Below are 16,241 nucleotides of genomic sequence, written 5' to 3'. Positions count from 1 at the left end.
GTGGTTGTGCAAATGATATTTACGCAAAATGGAACAATATGACTTGACCGACCTGCGCGCTTTCATCACCGTGGTGGAGAGCGGCAGTTTTGTGCGGGCGGCCGAACAGCTTTCGGTCAGCACCGCCGCCATCAGCCGCCGCATCGCCACGCTGGAGGCAGCGCTGGGCAGCCAGTTGATCACCCGCACCACGCGCCGCAACGACATCACCGATGCCGGGCGCGCCTTCTACGCCGATGCGCAGGCCGTGTTCCAGCTGCTGGATGAAGCCCACGACCGCGTGCGCCAGGGCCAGGACAGCGCCAGCGGCACCTTGCGCGTGGCGGCTCCACTCAGCTTCGGCATCCAGAAAGTGGCGCCGGTGCTGCCGCCGTTCATGCAGCGCCATCCCGGCCTGAGAGTGCAGTTGCTGCTGGAAGACCGCACCACCGACCTGCATGCGGAAGCGATCGACGTCGCCCTGCGCATCGGCTTCCTGCGCGACTCCTCGCTGGTGGCCACCCGTATTGGCACTGTCGGCCGCGTGTTCGCCGCAGCGCCCGCCTACCTGCGTCGTGCCGGCCAGCCGAATACCCTGGCGGAGCTGCGCGGCCACTCGGTGTTAAATTACAGCTTGCTGAGCGTGCGCGAAGAGTGGGGGCGCCTGATTGGCGACCCGGGCGAGCAGCTCGACCTGAAAGTGCCGCTGGCGGCCAATAATGCCGAAGCGCTGGCCGAATGCGCGATCCAGGGCATGGGCATCGTGCTGCTGCCCGAATTCGTGCTGGCTCCGGCCCTGGCCGACGGCCGCCTGCAGCAATTGCTGCCCGGCGCCAGCCCTGAGCCCTTTGGCCTGTTTGCGGTGCGGCCATCGCGCCAGTTCACGCCGGCCAGGCTGCGGCTGTTCATTGACTATTTGCGGGAGTGCGGCTTCTGAAGGAGGTGCACCATGAATCACCTGCCAGGCCCCAGCGGCGTGCCGCTGCTGGGTAATGTTGGAATCGATACGGCCCATTTCCACCAGAAGCTGGAAGAATGGGCGCGCGAATACGGCCCGATCTACCGCATGCGCCTGATGGACCGGCGCTTTATCGTCACCAGCCGGCATGCCGATATCGCGCAGGTCCTGCACGACCGCCCCGACCAGTGGCGGCGTTCGCGGCGGGTGGCCAGCGTCCTCGAAGAAGCGGCGGCCGTCGGCGTATTTGCGGCCGAGGGCGAGGAATGGCGCCGCCAGCGCAAGCTGGTCATGCATGCCTTGACGCCGGAAGTCATCAACCGTTTCCATCCCAGGCTGCTTGCCATGACCGAACGTTTGCGCCTGCGCTGGCAGGCGGCTGCCCAGGCGGGCCAGCCGCAACGGCTGCTGCGCGACCTCAAGGCTTTCGCGCTCGACGTGGCGATCGGCATGGCCATGGGGCAGGACCAGGACATGGTGCGGCACGAAGAGAATCCGCTGCAGCAGGATATCGAATTCGTGTTCGCACAGATGGCGCGGCGGCTGGTGGCGCCGGTTGCCTGGTGGCGCAGCATCAAGCTGCCGGCAGACCGTGCCGCCGAGGCGGCCGGCCTGCGCATCCGCGCCGCGGTCGACGGCTTCGTTGCCGATGCGCGAGACCGCATGGCAGCCAATCCGGCGCTTCACGACAAGCCGGACAACCTGCTCGAAGCGATGCTGGCGGCGGCGGACTTGCCGGATTCCGGCATCAGCGACGAGACGGTGCGCGCCAATGCCATCATCATGGTATTTGCCGGCGAGGACACCACGGCCAACACCATCGCCTGGATGCTTTACCTGCTGTCGCGCAATCCGCAAGCTGCCGCGCGCCTGGCCGAAGAAGCCGATGCCCTGGGCGCTCCCGGGCAGGCGCCATACCTCGACGCCTGCGTGCAGGAAGCCATGCGCCTCAAGCCCGTGGCGCCGGTGCTGGGCGCGGAGGCCGTGCGCGACGTGGCGCTGGACGGTGTGCAGATACCGGCGGGCACGGTGATTTTCATGCTGCTGCGCCATGCCTTCGAACGCGAAGTATCACTGCCCGACGGCGCCGAATTCCGGCCCGAACGCTGGCTCGATCCGGCCATGAAGGAGAAATTCGACGACCCTGCGCGCAAGATGCTGCCCTTTGGCGGCGGGCCGCGCTTCTGTCCGGGCCGCTATCTCGCCATGAGCGAGATCCGGACGCTGATGTCGATGGTGGCGCGCAGCTTCACCATCGAGGCGCTGCCTGGCGCGCCGCCGGTCGAGGAGATGTTCACTTTCACCATGACGCCAAGCGCGCTGCCGGTACTTTTGCGGCCAAGGCAACGGGAAAGTGCAAATAGTCCAACAGGGCTATACTGAGTCTAATCACTCCGCCGGGGGCTGCCATGAAACTATACCTGTTGCTTGCCGCAGCCCTGCTGGCTGCCCAGGGGACGCTTGCCGGCCCCTTGCGCAACGACCATCCCATTGTCGGCACCTGGCGTTTCGAGCTGCCCGATGGTTCCTGCCACGAGATGTACCGCATCAGGGCCGACGGCTCGGCACTGATCACCAGTGCTGCCGAGATAGCGGAATCGGAATTCCAGATCGACGACCAGCCCGACGGCGACGGCTTCTACCAATCCAACGACAAGATCGTGAAAGACAACGGCAAGAAGGATTGCACCGGCGAGGTCACCGAGGTCGGCCACGTGATCCAGTCCTTCATCGTCTTCCATCCCTCGAATAATATGTTCCTGATGTGCCAGCGGCGCGACATGGGAAGCTGCATCGGACCCTTCATCCGCGTGCGCGGCACGGAGATTTAACGCACCGCCGCGCGCCATGCGCCAGGATTCATGCCCGACCACTCGCGGAAGGCATGGGTAAAGGCGCTTTGCTCCTGGTAGCCAAGCAGGAAGGCGATATCGACCAGCGACAGGCCGGGCTGGCGCAGATAATCGCGTGCCAGCGCAAAGCGCGCGTCGTCCAGCACCTGCTGGAAGCTGGAGCCGGCGTCGGCCAGCTTGCGCTGCAGGGTGCGCGGCGCCAGCTTCAGCTCTTGCGCCACGCTGGCAACCCGCACCTGGCCTTGCGACAGCCGGCGCACGATGGCCTCATGCACCTGCGCCACGATGCCGGCCGATGCCGACGCCGCGCGCTGCTTGAGAAGTTGTTCCGCGTGCTGCTGCAGCACCGGATACAGGCTCACGTCCGCGTTCGGCACCGGCCATGACAGCAGCGCGGCTTCGAATTGCGCCACGTTGGACATTGCATTGAAGCGGGGCAGGGCGCCGAACACGCGCATGTATTCGGCGTGGCCGGCAGGGTCGCCGCCGTCGTGCATCAGCGACAGTTCGGCCGGCGGCAGCGTGGACCCGGCCAGCCAGTTGCCAAACACGCGGATGCCGGCGAATACGCTGTCGGCCAGGTGACGCTGCTGCGCAGGGTAGTTCGAATGCCAGGTGTAGTCGGCCAGCGCGCCGTGCACCTGCAGCGTGGAACGCCCCAAGTCGTGCGCCAGCTGCTCGTAGCGCATCGTCTGATCGAAGGCCTGGCCGAAATCGCGGCAGCTCAGCAGGATCAGTCCATAGACCGTGTACGTGCCCAGTTTGACGCGCTCGCCCACGTGCAGGCCGAAATGCGGGTCATCGGCCAGCCTGGCGGCGATATCCAGCAATTTCACATAGATGTCGGCCGGCAGGGCTTCCGGCAGCGGCTCCAGGGCGCCGGCGGGCAGGCCGGCAGCCTGCTCCAGCGCTTGCGCCGTCACCCCGCGCGCTGCAGCCGCCTCCAGCATGGGTTGCAGGTAGGAGCCCGCTACGCGAGCAGGCTTGGCATGATCGAACAATTCTTCTGGCATGAAAAAGCAAGACTGGCGGGTGGCAATGGATTAAAGTTTATTGAGCAAAGTATAACAAGGGATTGCATATGAAACGATGGAACGGTTGGGGCGAGGAGACGGTCGAATTCCCACTGCATGATGAGGCGCTGGCATTCCTGGCCAGCCGCATCGGCCCCGGCAAGCCGGTGCAGGACGCCAGCTTTGACGCGGCATGCGCCTCGCTTGCCGGATCGCGCCTGCCCGCGCACCCCATGGTCGATACGACGCCGGCCACCCGCCTGCGCAACGCGCTGGGACAAAGCCTGCCGGACTGGCTCAAGCTGCGCTATGGCCGCATCGGCAGCGCGCCCGATGGCGTGGCTTATCCGGAAAGTTCGCAGCAGGTGCGCGAATTGATCGGCTACGCGCAGCTGCATGGCGTGTCGCTGATCCCCCAGGGTGGCGGCACCAGCGTGGCGGGGCACCTGACCGCGCCGGCCGGCGGCAGGCCCGTACTGGCGGTGAACATGACGCGCATGGGGCGCTTGCACAACCTGGACAAGCAGTCCCAGCTCGCCACCTTTGGCGCCGGGGTGCTGGGCCCGGACCTGGAGGCGCAACTGCGGGCGCACGGCTATATGCTCGGCCATTTCCCGCAATCGTTCGAATATTCGACCTTGGGCGGCTGGGTCGTGACCCGTTCATCCGGCCAGCAGTCCTTGCGTTATGGCCGCATCGAGCAGCTGTTCGCCGGTGGCGTGGTCGAGACGCCGAAGGGGCGGCTGGACATCCAGACTTTCCCGGCCTCCGCGGCCGGGACCGACTTGCGCGAGATCGTGCTCGGCTCCGAAGGCCGCATGGGCATCCTGACCGAGGCGACGGTGCGCGTGAGCGCGCTGCCGGAGTACGAGGCCTTCCACGCCATCTTCTTCCCCGACTGGGAACGCGCCGAAGCAGCCGTTCGTGCGCTGGCGCAGGCGCGCGGCGGCCTGTCGATGCTGCGCCTGTCGAACCCGCTGGAAACCGTGACCATGCTGGCGCTGGCCGGCCACAAGCGCCTGATTGGCCTGCTGGAAGGCTGGCTGAAGCTGCGCGGCTGCGGCGAAGGGAAATGCATGCTGATGATCGGCGCCAGCGGCTCGCGCGCGCAAGCCCGCGCCGCCTTGCGCAGCGCCATCGCGGCCTGCCGCGGCTTCAATGGGGTGCACGTCGGCCGCCGCATGGGCGACAAGTGGAAGGAAGGGCGCTTTCGCAACGTCTACCTGCGCAACGCGGCCTGGAAGCAAGGCTATGTGATCGATACGGTGGAGACGGCGGTCGACTGGCCGCGCGTTTCGCTGATGATGCGGGCGGTCGAAGCGGCGGCGACGGGCGCCCTGGGCGCAATGGGCGAAAAGGTGCATACCTATACCCACCTGTCGCACCTGTACGCCCAGGGCGCCAGCGTCTATACGACCTTTGTCTACCGCCTCGGCGGCGATTTCGAAACAGACATGGCGCGCTGGCGTGCGCTCAAGCATGCGGTCAGCATGGCGATTGTCGACAACGGCGGCACCATCAGCCACCAGCACGGGGTGGGCAGCGACCACGCCCCTTATCTCGCGGCGGAAAAGGGGACGGCAGGCATCGCCGCCATGCAGGCACTGTTCTCGCACTTCGACCCGCAGGGCATCATGAATCCCGGCAAGCTGCTGCCGGCGGAGCAGGCAGCATGAAGCCGGCCTCAGGCCACGCCGGGGCGAGCGGCGCGCCGCACTGGAAGGCGGCCGGCCGGGGGCAGGTGGCCGCGTTGCTGGCGCAGCAATGGGATCTGCTGGTCATTGGCGGCGGCATTACCGGCGCCGGCATCCTGCTTGAAGCGTCGCGGCGCGGCCTGCGGGCCTTGCTGGTCGAGCAGCGCGACTTTGCCTGGGGCACGTCCAGCCGGTCGTCGAAGCTGGTTCACGGCGGCCTGCGCTACCTGAAGGAAGGGCAGTTTGCACTGACCCGCGAATCGGTCCACGAACGCGATGCGCTGCTGCGCGATGCGCCAGGGCTGGTGGAGCCGCTCGGCTTTGCCTTTGGCGACTACGCCGGCCGCAAGCCGGGCCGCCGCGCCTTCCTGCTTGGACTGGCGATCTATGACCGCATGGCCGGGCAGCGCGCCCGCCACTATTTCGGCGCACAGGAATTCCTGGCGATGGCGCCGCATATCCGCACTGAAGGCCTGCAAGGCGGCATCTGCTACCAGGACGCCAGGACCGACGACGCACGCCTGGTCATGCGCGTGCTGCAGGAAGCGCAATCGCACGGCGGTGTCGCGGTCAACTACTGCGCGGTGCAGTCCTTGCTGCGCGATGGCGCCGCGGAGGCGAAGGCCGCTGCCGGCCCGGCGCTGGTCGTCGGCGCGGCGATCGCCACGCTCGGCGCCGAGGTGTCCAAAATGAACATGGCGGCCGGCGCAGCGAGCGACCACGTGGCGGGCAATGAGGCCGGGCGTGTGCGCGGCGCCCTGGTGCGCTGCGCAGTGAGCGGCGCGATGCACGAGGTGCGCGCCGAGCTGGTGGTGAACGCCACCGGCGCCTGGGCCGCCCGCCTGCACGACAAGCCGGCCGCGCGGCTGCGGCCCTTGCGCGGCAGCCACCTGGTGCTGCCGGCCTGGCGCCTTCCGCTGGCGCAGGCGATCAGCCTGATGCACCCGCACGACGGCCGCCCGGTCTTCGCCTTCCCATGGGAGGGGGTAACGATCGTCGGGACCACCGACGTCGACCACCGCAGCGACCTGCAGCAGGAAGCCGCCATCACACAGGAAGAAACCGATTACCTGATGGCAGCGCTGCACGACCAGTTCCCAACGCTGGCCATTACGGAGGCCGACGTACTGGCCACCTACGCCGGCGTGCGCCCCGTGATCGACACCGGCAAGGCCGACCCCTCGAAAGAAGCGCGCGACCACGTGCTGTGGCAGCAGGACGGCCTGCTGACCGTCACCGGCGGCAAGCTCACCACCTTCCGCGCCATCGCGCTCGACGTGCTGCGCCACGCCGCGCAGCAACTGCCGCACTGGCAGGCCGATCTCGGGCCGCACGCCATTTTTGCGTCGCCAGCCAGCCCATGGCCCGCCGCCGGAGCAGCCAGGCCATGGCAGCTTCCGCCGGGCCAGGCCAGGCGCCTGCAAGGACGCTACGGCGCGCAGGCCGAGGCACTGGTAGCCGCCGCGCAGGAAGGGGAACTCGAAGAAATCCCCGGCACCGAAACCCTCTGGGCCCAATTGCGCTGGGCGGCGCGCCACGAATCCGTGCAGCACCTGGAGGACCTGATGCTGCGCCGCAGCCGCCTTGGCATCCAGCTCGCCAACGGCGGCGCCGCGCTGCTGGGCCGCATACGCGCCATCTGCCAGCCGGAACTAGGCTGGGACGACCAGCGCTGGGCTGCCGAAGAAGCGGCATATCTGGCATTATGCCGGTCAAACTACAGCCTGCCGAAAGCACGCGCATGAGCAAATACCTTCTTTCCATCGACAATGGCACGCAAAGCGTGCGCGCGCTGCTGTTCGACCTGCAGGGCAATCTGGTCGCCAAGACGCAAGTACACCTGCAGCCTGCCTACCACTCCGAGCAGCCCGGCTGGGCAGAGCACAAGGCGGAAGGCTACTGGGATGCCGTGTGCGCCGCCTGCCAGCGCCTGTGGACCGTCACCGACATTCCGCGCAGTGCGATTGCCGGCGTGGCCGTCACCACCCAGCGCGGCACCGTGGTGGCCGTCGACAGCGAAGGCAAGCCACTGCGCGCCGCCATCACCTGGCTGGACCAGCGCCGCACCGAACAGGTGCCGCCGATAGGTCCTTTGTGGACGGCCGCCTTCAAGCTGGCCGGCGTGGACGGCACCATCGACTACTTCCGCCGCGAAGCGGAAGTCAACTGGATCAAGGCCCACCAGCCCGGCCTGTGGGACCGTACGCATAAGTTCCTGCTGCTATCGGGCTACCTGAATCATTGCCTGAGCGGCCGCTTCGCCGACTCCGTTGGCTCGCAGGTTGCCTACATGCCGTTCGACTACAAGCGCCACGCCTGGGCCGGCGCGCGCGACTGGAAATGGCAGGCGCTGGCCGTGCGTCCCGATCAGCTGCCCGAACTGCTGCAGCCCGGTGAAATCATCGGCACCATCCATGCCCGCGCCGCCGCCGCCACCGGCATCCCCGAAGGAGTGCCGCTGGTGGCCGCCGCCGCCGACAAAGCCTGCGAAGTGATCGGCGCCGGCGGCCTGGAGCCGCACATCGGCTGCCTCAGTTACGGCACCACAGCCACCATCAACACCACCACCAGCAAGTACGTCGAAGTCACGCCGTTCATACCGCCCTATCCAGCGGCCATTCCAGGCGCCTACAGCACCGAGGTGCAGATCTTCCGCGGCTACTGGATGGTCAACTGGTTCAAGGAGCAATTCGGGCACCTCGAACAATCGGCAGCGATGGAGCAGGGCATGCCGCCGGAAGCGCTGTTCGACCGGCTGGTGAATGAAGTACCGCCAGGCTCGATGGGACTGATGCTGCAGCCATACTGGAGCCCAGGCATCAAGGTGCCCGGACCGGAAGCAAAAGGCGCCATGATCGGCTTCGGCGACGTGCACACGCGCGCCCACATGTACCGCGCCATTCTCGAAGGCCTGGCCTACGCCTTGCGCGAAGGACGCGAACGCATCGAGAAGCGCAGCGGCACCAGGATCACCGAACTGCGCGTGGCCGGCGGCGGCTCGCAAAGCGACGCCGCCATGCAGCTCACGGCCGACATCTTCGGCCTGCCGGCAGCGCGCGCCCACGTCTACGAGACCAGCGGCCTTGGCGCCGCCATCGCCGTCGCAGCCGGCCTTGGCCTGCACCAGGACTTCCACAGTGCGATCAACGCCATGACGCGCAAGGGCCGCGTCTTCCAGCCCGATCCCGCGCACCGCAAGACCTACGACCAGCTCTACCACCGGGTCTACCTGAAGATGTACAAACGCCTGCAGCCGATGTACGCCGAAATCGCCGCAATCACCGGCTACCCCGAAAAGCTTTAAAGCAGAAAGTCGGGGTCAGGTCTGGCAATCCGCCATAAAAGGCACGTACGTGCCTTTTATGGCGGATTGCCAGACCTGACCCCGACTTTCAAATTAGCGTTTGGCGAGGGCGGCGCGGGCGGCTTCGATGGCGGTGGTGGGCGGCCGGGTGGCGCGCACCTGGTTGCGTCCGTCTTCCTTGGCCGCGTACATGGCGCGGTCGGCGGCGACGAACAGCGATTCGATATTGTCCGTCGGCGTGGGGCACAAGGTCGCTACGCCGATGCTGACGGTGATGTGTGGCGAGGTGACCGAGCGCGGGTGCGGGATGTGCAGCGATTCCACATGGGTGCGGATCGATTCGGCCATCTGGAAGGCGGCATCGGCGTCGGTTTCGGCAAACAGCAGGACGAATTCTTCACCGCCATAGCGCGCTGCCAGGTCGGTCACGCGCAGTGCGTGCGCGCCGATTGCCTGCGCTACCTGCTGCAGGCAGACGTCGCCCTGTGCATGGCCCAGCGTGTCGTTGTACAGCTTGAAGTGGTCGACATCCAGCACCACCAGCGACAGCGGGGCACCGGTGCGCATGGCGCGCTGCCATTCCTTTTCGAGGAAGGAATCGAAGTGGCGCCGGTTCGCGATTTTAGTCAGCGGGTCGATCATGGCTGCGCGCTGCAGCGCATCTTCCGACAGCTTGTGGTGGGTGATGTCGTGCAGCAGGCCGATGAACAAGGGCTGGCGCAGGAACATCGGCGTCAGCGTCAGGTCCATGCATACCGACTTGCCGGTGCGGTGGCGGATGATCACTTCGCGCGTGCCGTGGCTGTGGGCCGCTTCCGGGTTGGCGGCGTAGCGTGCAAAGTATTCGAGGTATTCGTCTGCTACCAATGGATTCAGCAAATCCGAAATCGATTTGCCGGCCAGTTCATGCGACATATACCCCAGGTACTGGTCGCAGGCCGGGTTGGTGAACTGGATGCGACCATCGGCTTCGATGATCAGCAAGCCTTCCGCCATGTTGTTGACGATCGTGCGCAGGCGCTCCGATTGTTCCTGCTGCGTTTCGGTGGCGAAGCGGATCTGCAGCTGCGTGCGCACCCGCGCGCACACTTCGGCCATGCGCAGCGGCTTGCCGATGTAGTCCACTGCGCCCAGTTCGAAGCCGGCCACCACGTCTTCCTGTTCGTTGCGGGCGCTCATGAACAGCACCGGAATGTCTTCCGTGGCCGGGTGCGATTTCAGGTGGCGGCAAGTCTCGAAGCCGTCCATGCCGGGCATGATGACGTCGAGCAGGATCAGGTGAGGGTGGACGCGGCGTGCGATTTCCAGCCCGCGCTCGCCGGAGTTGGCGACGTACGTTTGGTAACCCTGCTCGACCATCAACTTGCGCAAGACCGAGAGGTTGTCCGGCGCATCATCAACAATCAAAATCACGGCGTCGCGCCGTGGCGAAAAGCTGGTACCGCCTTGATTCATGCTGACTAGGGGTGAGTAGGATATGGGCTTGATGATACCGTGTTGCCAATTGGAATTGTAGAAATTCAAGGAAGGTTTTGCCTAAAAAAGACGTTGGCTTGTTGATAGTTGGTGAAAGTTTCCGGCGAGCTAAGGAAAGTTGTGACATTTGGTGTATATCCGAACACTTCCGCTAGCTCTTTGGCAACGGTAATCCTGGCGATATTTTCATGGTTTTTATCTGTCCGGAAAGCAATAGAATGGCGCTTCTTTCAACTCATCGAGATCGCCATGAAAAAACATACGCTCCTGCTGGTTCCTGTCCTGCTTGCCGCAGCCGCCCTGTCCGGCTGCAAGGTGATCGACACCGGCGAGGTGGGCTTGCGCGTCAACTTCGACAAGACCGTGGAAGCCGAAGAGCGCGTGGCGGGCAGCTTCAACCAGACGATCGTCGGCTCCATCCTGACCTTCCCGATCAAGGATGTCAGCGTCGACGTGCGCGACCTGATGCCGCTGGCTGCGGACAATTCGACCATGAAGGATTTCGACCTGGCCGTGATCTACAACATCACGCCGTCGGCGGTGTCGGACCTGTGGGTTAACAAGAGCCGCTCCTTCCACACGCAGGATGCCAGCGGCGACATCTACCTGATGCACGCCTACATTTACCAGACCGCGCGCAACGCAGTGTACAAGGTCGCGCGAAAGTATGAAGCACTGAACATGAACGACAACCGCTCGCAGATCGAGGAGGAGATCCAGGCCACCATGATCGCGACGCTGAACGATGAAAAACTGAACGGCATCACGATCTCGCAGGTACGCGTGGGCGGCATGGTTCCCAGCGATGCGGTCAAGGCCAGCGCCGACAACCTGGTGCGCGCCAAGAACGAGGAGAAGACCAAGGAGGTCGAGGTGCAGATCGCGAAGAAGGAAGCCGAGCGTATTGCAGCGCTTAACGCCAATGCCGGCGCCATCTCCTACATGCAGGCACAGGCCCAGATGAAGATCGCGGAAGGCATTGCGGCAGGCAAGGTGCAGACTGTGGTGATTCCATACGACTTCAAGGGCATGGTCAATATCACCAGTAAATAAGACAGTGCGCCCGCGCTTGCGGGCGCACTGTGTTTACTGTCGCAGGGTGGGCGCGGCGTAGGCGGTCGTTCGCGCCAGTTCCTCGCGCGTGAAGCTGGCGCGCGCGTCGTCGCAGCCGATGTTGGCTGCGCATGCCGCCTGCAGGGCTTCCAGACGCTGGCGCCAGTTTGCTTCGGCTGCTTCCATGCGGGCCAGAGCTTCCACTTGTTCGGCTGGCAGCCGCTCGCTGCGCAGGCGATGGACTTCCTGTTCGCCCTTGCCGGTTCGACGCGCCTCACGCACGGCCGATTCGACGCCTGCAACGGCAGTCGTGGTGCTGGCTGTCGGGGCTGCACTGCGCGGAGCCGCCGGCGCGGGCTGGGCAAGCGGGGCGGAAGCGGCGCTGCCAGTGGCGGTGGCCGCTGGCGGCGCAGGCAGGGAAGCAGGCGAGGGCGCCGGCGCGCCAGCCCGCCACAGTACAGCCGCCAGGGCGATCGATGCGATGCCTATCGTAGCGCGCACGTTCACAGCCCACCAATGATGCTGAGCAGGTTGTCGTAGATCGGGTACACCGCCCACGTCGGCGAATCCCACCCGATCACGTCGAAGTGGTCGTACTGGTCGTAGTAGCCGATATAGTTCCAGCTGCCCTTGACCGGCGCGCCGTCGAAGTTGCGCTGCGGCTGGCCGGAAGGTCCGCGCATCGAGACGGTATTCACCACGCCATCGTTCGGATACCACTCGGGCGAGCGGTAGGAGCCCATGCCGTGCTGCAGGATCGAAGGCACCACCCATTCGCCTGCAGTGTTCTTCAGGAAGAAGATCATGTCGTTGCGGGCGTACTGGTAATCGCTGCTCTGGAACGGCGCGATCACGCGGTCGGTGTTGTTGCAGCACCAGTGGCCTTGCTCCGTGGCGCGCGAGCCGATCGAGAAGTAGTAGACGTTGGGCGAAGTCTTTACCCACCCATTCAATTGGGCTGCGCCGTCGGGCGCCAGGTCCCATTGCGCGGCATCATGGTTGGACAGCTGCCAGAACGGGGCGCCGCGCGTGCGGTCGATGAAGTCCCCGATCGATTCTGCCGGCCCCTGCGCCAGACCGTATTGTTCTAGCCGGAACTTGTAGCCGCTGCCGCCGGAGCCGCCCAGGCCCGCCACTTCGACGATGCTGCCCGCCAGTTCGGAAACCTTCGGCACGAACTCAACCACCACGTCGCGCAGCGTGGTGCCGTTGTGCGGCGAGGAGATCGACGTCGCGCTCTTGACCCAGCCCACTTTGCCGCCTGTGTACAGGGCGCCGCTGCCTTCCGTGCCGGCGCCGTTCGGCGCGCCGTTTTCCAGCAACTGGATCAGGGTGCGGATGGTCTGGCCGCCCTGGCTGTGCGACACGAAATGCAGCGGGTGCTGGGCATCCCACTGCGGGTACAGCGCGACAGGGTAGTTGTTTGGATTGTTGGCCGGGTCGGCGGCCCAGCATTTTCCGGCCGGTTTCTGGATGTGGCCGGCGGCGGCATGGTCTGCGGCATGGCGCGCGCCATAATCGGCGCAGCCGCCCTTGATCTGGTAATACAGTTCGACCGCGCGGTCCCAGTTCGAGCTGACCGGCCCCACGCCGGCAGTGAACACCGGCCGTTGCGTGCTCCGGATATGCGCGGCGATGTCGTTGAACCCGCCCCAGTACTTGAAGCCCGTGGCGGCGAACGTCTCCGGCCCGAAGCCGAGGAAGCCATGCACCAGCACGACCGGGTCGCTATTGGCTGCATGGGCGGAGGAGGCGGCCAGGCAGGCGGCCAGGGTGAGGCTCGGTAGCACTTTCATGCGTTTGTCTCCCGTGGTTTTTTGTGTGATTCATTTCACCACGGGGCGATTGCGCACGGTTGCGGCATAACCGTGCCTGCGGAGCCAATCGCAATGCACGGCGAGCCAGCCGGCCCGCTTACTCGACTTTGGAAAGGATGGCCATCAGCTGGTCGTACATCTTCAACGCAGCCGAAGGCTTGGCATCCCAGCCGATCACGTCGAAGTGGTCCATGCCTTGCATGGTGCCGATATGGTTCCACACGCCTTTGACCGGTGCTCCGTCCAGCGCCTGGATCTTGCTGCCCTCGGGGCCGGCCATGCTGATGGTATTGACCACGCCGTCGTTGGCAAACCAGCGCTGGTCGGTCGGCACGCGTCCGGGCGCCGCCTGCCTGAAAGAACCCATGCCGGGATGGCCGAACGACGGCACGACCCATTCGCCCGCCATGCCCTGCAGGAAGAAGATCATGTCGCTGCGCGGGTACTGGAATTCCTTGCCAAAGAGGCTGAGCGATTCAGTGGCCTGGGCGCTGAAGGAAAAATAGTAGACATCCGGCGAAGTCTTGACCCAGCTGTTCAATTCGCTGGCGCCATCCGGGGCCAGGTCCCATTGCGCGGAGTCGTGGTTGTTCAGGTTCCAGAACGGGTGGCCGCGCGTGCGCTCGAAGAAGTCGTCGATTGATTCGGCCGCGCTGGCCTTCATGTTGAACTGCTCCAGGCGGTACTTGAAGCCGGAGCCGCCGGAGCCGCCAGCGCCGGTGGCCTGCACGGCCAGGCCGGCCAGCGTCGAAACGTCCGGCAGCCAGTCGACCACGATATCGCGCAGCGTGGTGCCGTTGTGCGGCGTGGCGATGGAGGTGGCGCTGATTACCCAGCCGCGCGCGCCGCCGTTGCCCAGAGTGCCCTGGTCCATCAGCTGGATCAGGGTGCGGATGGTCTGGCCGCCCTGGCTATGCCCGACCAGGTGGATCGGGTGCGCGGCATCCCACTGCGGATACAGCGCGAGCGGATATTTTTCAGGATTATTGGACGGATCGGCCGCCCAGCATTTGCCTGCTGGCTTCTGGATATGCCCGGCGGCTGCGTGCTGCGCCGTGTGGCTGGCGCCGTAGTCGGCGCAACCGCCCTTGAGCTGGTAATACAGTTCGACGGCGCGGTCCCAGTTCGAACTGACCGGCCCCACGCCGGCGGTGAATACATCGCGCCCGCTGCCGGCCCTGATGTGCTGTGCGATATCGTTGAAACCGCCCCAGTAGCGGAACGATCCGCCAAGCGTGGCGTGGTCGAAGCCGAAGAAGCCGTGCACCAGCACGACAGGAGGCTTGCCGTCGGCGGCGTGTGCGCCGCCGACGGCAAGCCATGCTGCGAGGATGAACCCCGGTATGAACTTCATCCTGCGCAGCAGGGCTTACATGCGGGCTTTGATCAACTTGCCCAGCACTTCAATGCCGGCGCGGATGCGCTCTGGCGGCACGGTCACGAAGGACAGGCGCAGGGTGTTGGTGGCTGGCTCGTTGGCGTAGAACGGTGCGCCCGGCACGAAGGCGATCTTGTTCTTGATCGCTTCGTCCAGCAGTTCCATCGCGTTGATGTGCTTTGGCAGCTCGACCCAGATGAACATGCCGCCGTCCGGCTTGGTCCAGGTGGCTTCTTTCGGGAAGTGCTGGTCCATGGCGTCCAGCATGGCCTTGCACTGGTTGCCGTACAGTTCGCGGATGGTCGGGATGTGCTTGTCCAGGAAACCATCCTTCACCACTTCGTGCACCACCATCTGGGTCAGTTGCGCGGTGTGCAGGTCGGCTGCCTGCTTGGCCAGCTCCAGGCGGCGCACCATCGGCAGCGGAGCCACGACGTAGCCCAGGCGAATGCCAGGGGTCAGCACCTTGGAGAAGGAACCCATGTAGATCACGCCTTCCGGATTCATGGCGACCATTTTCGGGCTAGGCTGGCCGGTATAGGACAGCGCGCCATATGGATCGTCTTCGATCAGCGGCAGGTTCAGGCGGGCGCAGGTCTCCACCAGTTCCTGGCGGCGCGCAACGGACAGCGAGCGGCCGGTCGGGTTCTGGAAGTTCGGCAGCGCGTACAGCAGGCGCGCGCCATCGGCGATCGCGTCCAGCGACGATGGCACCAGGCCATGTTTGTCGGTGGCGACAGAATGGAAGTCAGGACGGTACACCGAGAACGCTTGCAGCGCGCCCAGGTAGGACGGGGTCTCCACCAGCACCTTGCTGCCTTCGTCGATCAGCACCTTGCCGATCAGGTCCAGCGCCTGCTGCGAACCGGACACCATCAGCACCTGTTCCGGAGCGATCTTGGCGCCGTTCTGGGACAGCGAATCGGCGATCCATTGGCGCAGCGGCATGTAGCCGTCGGTCGGGCCGTATTGCAGGGCGACTTTACCGTTGGTCGACAGCACCTTGTCGAAGGCCGCTTGCATGATCTCCACCGGGAAGGTGGCAGGCGAAGGCAGGCCGCCGGCGAAGGAGGTGATTTCAGGCTGCTGGGTGACCTTCAGGATCTCACGGATGAAGGACGCCTGCATGCCCTTGGCACGCTCGGAGAAGTTCCATTGCAATGGGTTCTGGTTCTCGATTTTCATATTCAATCTCTAGCGGGGGTTAAGCGATTTCGGCGATCAGTTCAATTTCAACGCAGGCGCCAAGCGGGATCTGCGCCACGCCAAAGGCGGAGCGTGCATGCTTGCCGGCGTCGCCGAACACTTCGCCCAGCAGCTCGGAGCAGCCGTTGGTGACCAGGTGCTGTTCGGTGTAGTCAGGGGTGGAATTCACCAGGCTCATGACCTTGACGATGCGCTTGACGCGGGTCAGGTCGCCGCCGCAAGCGGCCTGCAGGGTGCCGATCAGGTCGATGGCGATGGAACGCGCTGCCTGTTTGCCTTCTTCGGTCGCGATATTCTTGCCCAGTTGGCCGACCCATGGCGCGCCGTCTTTCTTGGCGATGTGGCCGGAGATGAACACCAGGTTGCCGGTTTGTACGTACATGACATAGGCGGCCGCCGGGGTGGCCGGCGCAGCCAGCGTGATATCGAGCGACTTCAGTTTTTCGTAGACAGACATGTGATTTCCAAGAAAAAAGGTTCCGTGAAGTCGCTATTGTACTCTGCACGTTG

14 protein-coding genes are annotated in these 16,241 nt (G+C 65.1%); 7 read left to right on the top strand and 7 right to left on the bottom strand.

Translation table 11 applies throughout. The features are described from left to right. Window positions 1–28: 28 nt before the first annotated feature. From ACN9MU_RS22280 to ACN9MU_RS22270, 3 genes are read left to right on the top strand one after another with little or no spacing between them, the layout of a single operon-like run. Window positions 29–916 carry a LysR substrate-binding domain-containing protein gene (locus ACN9MU_RS22280; protein WP_426318590.1) on the top strand — a complete coding sequence of 296 codons (888 nt, stop codon included), beginning with the start codon at window positions 29–31 and terminating at the stop codon, window positions 914–916. 12 nt (window positions 917–928) lie between these two features. Beyond that, window positions 929–2,320, top strand: a complete 1,392-nt coding sequence (locus ACN9MU_RS22275; protein ID WP_426318589.1) for a cytochrome P450 — start codon at window positions 929–931, stop codon at window positions 2,318–2,320. A gap of 26 nt (window positions 2,321–2,346) precedes the next feature. Continuing rightward, window positions 2,347–2,769: a hypothetical protein gene (locus ACN9MU_RS22270; protein WP_426162615.1), complete on the top strand. Its 423-nt coding sequence runs from the start codon at window positions 2,347–2,349 to the stop codon at window positions 2,767–2,769. On the opposite strand, the gene ACN9MU_RS22265 is transcribed toward ACN9MU_RS22270, so the two are convergent. Further along, window positions 2,766–3,803, bottom strand: coding sequence for an AraC family transcriptional regulator (locus ACN9MU_RS22265; protein ID WP_426343472.1), 1,038 nt, complete (start codon window positions 3,801–3,803; stop codon window positions 2,766–2,768). The two genes, ACN9MU_RS22270 and ACN9MU_RS22265, sit on opposite strands and share 4 nt — an antisense overlap. Before the next feature lie 68 nt (window positions 3,804–3,871). On the opposite strand from ACN9MU_RS22265, the gene ACN9MU_RS22260 reads away from it, so the two are divergent. From ACN9MU_RS22260 to ACN9MU_RS22250, 3 genes are read left to right on the top strand one after another with little or no spacing between them, the layout of a single operon-like run. Next, the gene (locus ACN9MU_RS22260) at window positions 3,872–5,479 is read left to right on the top strand and encodes an FAD-binding oxidoreductase (RefSeq protein WP_426162613.1); all 1,608 of its coding nucleotides are present in this window, start codon (window positions 3,872–3,874) and stop codon (window positions 5,477–5,479) included. Continuing rightward, complete coding sequence (locus tag ACN9MU_RS22255) at window positions 5,476–7,242, top strand: glycerol-3-phosphate dehydrogenase/oxidase (RefSeq protein WP_426162612.1); 1,767 nt, start codon at window positions 5,476–5,478, stop codon at window positions 7,240–7,242. Before ACN9MU_RS22260 ends, ACN9MU_RS22255 begins: the two co-directional genes overlap by 4 nt. After that, on the top strand, window positions 7,239–8,801 hold the full coding sequence (locus tag ACN9MU_RS22250) for an FGGY-family carbohydrate kinase (protein WP_426336125.1): 1,563 nt from the start codon (window positions 7,239–7,241) through the stop codon (window positions 8,799–8,801). The genes ACN9MU_RS22255 and ACN9MU_RS22250 overlap by 4 nt, the downstream gene beginning before the upstream one ends. Window positions 8,802–8,894: 93 nt before the next feature. On the opposite strand, the gene ACN9MU_RS22245 is transcribed toward ACN9MU_RS22250, so the two are convergent. Continuing rightward, window positions 8,895–10,256, bottom strand: coding sequence for a diguanylate cyclase domain-containing protein (locus ACN9MU_RS22245; RefSeq protein WP_426336124.1), 1,362 nt, complete (start codon window positions 10,254–10,256; stop codon window positions 8,895–8,897). Window positions 10,257–10,526: 270 nt separating this feature from the next. Here ACN9MU_RS22245 and ACN9MU_RS22240 point away from each other — a divergent pair, with 270 nt between their 5' ends. Next, window positions 10,527–11,330, top strand: coding sequence for an SPFH domain-containing protein (locus ACN9MU_RS22240; RefSeq protein WP_426162609.1), 804 nt, complete (start codon window positions 10,527–10,529; stop codon window positions 11,328–11,330). Window positions 11,331–11,363: 33 nt separating this feature from the next. On the opposite strand, the gene ACN9MU_RS22235 is transcribed toward ACN9MU_RS22240, so the two are convergent. The 5 genes from ACN9MU_RS22235 to ACN9MU_RS22215 all read right to left on the bottom strand — a co-directional run bounded on the left by ACN9MU_RS22235 (window position 11,364) and on the right by ACN9MU_RS22215 (window position 16,188). Then, window positions 11,364–11,831, bottom strand: coding sequence for a hypothetical protein (locus tag ACN9MU_RS22235; RefSeq protein WP_426343471.1), 468 nt, complete (start codon window positions 11,829–11,831; stop codon window positions 11,364–11,366). 2 nt (window positions 11,832–11,833) lie between these two features. Then, window positions 11,834–13,126: an esterase/lipase family protein gene (locus ACN9MU_RS22230; RefSeq protein WP_426343470.1), complete on the bottom strand. Its 1,293-nt coding sequence runs from the start codon at window positions 13,124–13,126 to the stop codon at window positions 11,834–11,836. 118 nt (window positions 13,127–13,244) lie between these two features. After that, window positions 13,245–14,501 (bottom strand): esterase/lipase family protein, encoded by a 1,257-nt coding sequence (locus ACN9MU_RS22225; protein ID WP_426343469.1) that lies wholly within the window; start codon window positions 14,499–14,501, stop codon window positions 13,245–13,247. Between the two features lie 15 nt (window positions 14,502–14,516). Further along, window positions 14,517–15,710: a PLP-dependent aminotransferase family protein gene (locus tag ACN9MU_RS22220; protein WP_426343468.1), complete on the bottom strand. Its 1,194-nt coding sequence runs from the start codon at window positions 15,708–15,710 to the stop codon at window positions 14,517–14,519. 19 nt (window positions 15,711–15,729) lie between these two features. Next, window positions 15,730–16,188 carry a RidA family protein gene (locus ACN9MU_RS22215; protein WP_426162604.1) on the bottom strand — a complete coding sequence of 153 codons (459 nt, stop codon included), beginning with the start codon at window positions 16,186–16,188 and terminating at the stop codon, window positions 15,730–15,732. Window positions 16,189–16,241 lie beyond the last annotated feature (53 nt).

It is taken from the genome of Pseudoduganella sp. R-32 (genome assembly GCF_049913245.1).
In the GTDB taxonomy this organism is placed as follows: Bacteria; Pseudomonadota; Gammaproteobacteria; order Burkholderiales; family Burkholderiaceae_D; genus Rugamonas.
Note: the sequence above shows the minus strand (reverse complement) of the source record. Positions and strands in the feature narration are given on the sequence as shown.